Annotated in this window: 2 protein-coding genes; both read left to right on the plus strand. The window is 44.2% G+C overall.

Annotation, left to right across the window (positions count from 1 at the left end; genetic code table 11):
- The coding region (locus tag EBS11_RS28260) for a hypothetical protein (RefSeq protein WP_290608847.1) at positions 1–420 on the plus strand (420 nt) is incomplete at its 5' end.
- Between the two features lie 348 nt (positions 421–768).
- On the plus strand, positions 769–1,500 hold a 732-nt coding region (locus EBS11_RS28265), incomplete at its 3' end, for a hypothetical protein (protein WP_290608849.1).

Genomic DNA, 1,500 nt, shown 5'->3' on the forward strand with positions numbered 1-1,500 from the left:
CATATTTCAAGGGATGAGTCTCAGGATTACCTTTCAATTCAAATTCAATTCTTGGCAGCAAACACGTTTCTGAAGAGGGCTGTTGACCTGTTCGCAGAAGTTCTCCAAGATATCAAGAGCAGCAGAGACTGTGTACCAGGAGCTAGCTATCAGAAATTTAAAGCTTTTGCCCCACTGATTTGGGTAGCGAATAGCCTCTTCGACATGCCGCTTGAAGAAGAAATATTTAGCACGAGAAGTTTGGATAAGTATCTGGAAGCAATTAGATTTAAATTCCCGGAACTTAATAACCAAAGCACCTACCAAGATGAACTCTGCAACGAGCTACTGGAGGCGAGAGCAGCGGGCATGCATGCACTTAAAATCAGGAAATCAGCTTATATGAAATGGCGCCGGAAGAAAGAACCAATAGGTCGGTAATTTTCGATGGAATTCCGGATGCCATGAGATTTCGATTCCCGGAACTTAACAGCGAAAGCACTTAGAGTGCTGGCTTTATATGATTTACTCTCCACCTAAACCGTAGCCGGTTTAGGTGGAGTTTTTTCTTGAATCTCTGCCAAGGCAGGTTCTCTAGTTGGAGTCACAGGTGTCAAAAGGTTAATAACATCGCCTGCGCCCCACCACCTTATGGCGCTCTTTGAAACTTGGCACTTAAAGGCCGGATAGATAGTGGCCTCTCAGATCACCTTGGAGCACCAACCTACTTTTTTCAAAAAAAAATATAAATGAACACACTACACAGGTCTCCATCAACAAAGAGACCCTATGAATACAGAGCTCCACGCAAAAGTTGCAGGCACTGCACTTAGTAAACAAATTACTCTTCCAAACCTAGTCAGAGAGATTTATATCTCTTTGTATGCAAATGCTCTGGCATCCAAAGCAAGCAAGCACGCAGCTTCAGCCTACATCGACGGCAGTGAAACAGATTTGGGGGCAAGTACCCTCTTGAAAACTTCAAGCTTGCTATTGAAGACAGAGTCAGATTTTCAGGTTGACGATGCGAACACCTTGCAGCAGTTCAGTGAGCTCATTCAGCGCAAAGTGCTGGACTTCTTTGAAACCAACGGGTGGGCTGAACTTTTTGGCTGCACTCCTTTGGAAATAGAACTCGCGAATTGCCGTGATATTGCTCTTCATGAGTGCCGCTTCATCATCGGGCAAGCTGGTGATACAGATGAAAACCATCTCTTTATGACTGAGGTGGCTAAAGAAGCTATCTCAACCGGAAGGCCTGAAGCACTGCGCGGAATTTGGTCTCAATTCTTGTCAGCAAAGATGTTTCTGTTGAGGGCAGTTGAACTGTTCGCAGAAACTCTTCAAAGCATTGGGAACAGCAAAGAGACTAATAAATATGAAAACCTTCGGAAATATCGAGCCTTTGAACCCCTGCTTTGGGTAGCGGATAGCTTATTCGACACATTGCCTGAAGAAGAAATCAATAGCTTGGAGAGTTTGGATATTTATTTTGATGTGATACGGGCTGAATTCCCGCTA

The sequence above is a fragment of the Janthinobacterium sp. genome (genome assembly GCF_009923995.1).
Classification (GTDB): domain Bacteria; phylum Pseudomonadota; class Gammaproteobacteria; order Burkholderiales; family Burkholderiaceae_D; genus Janthinobacterium.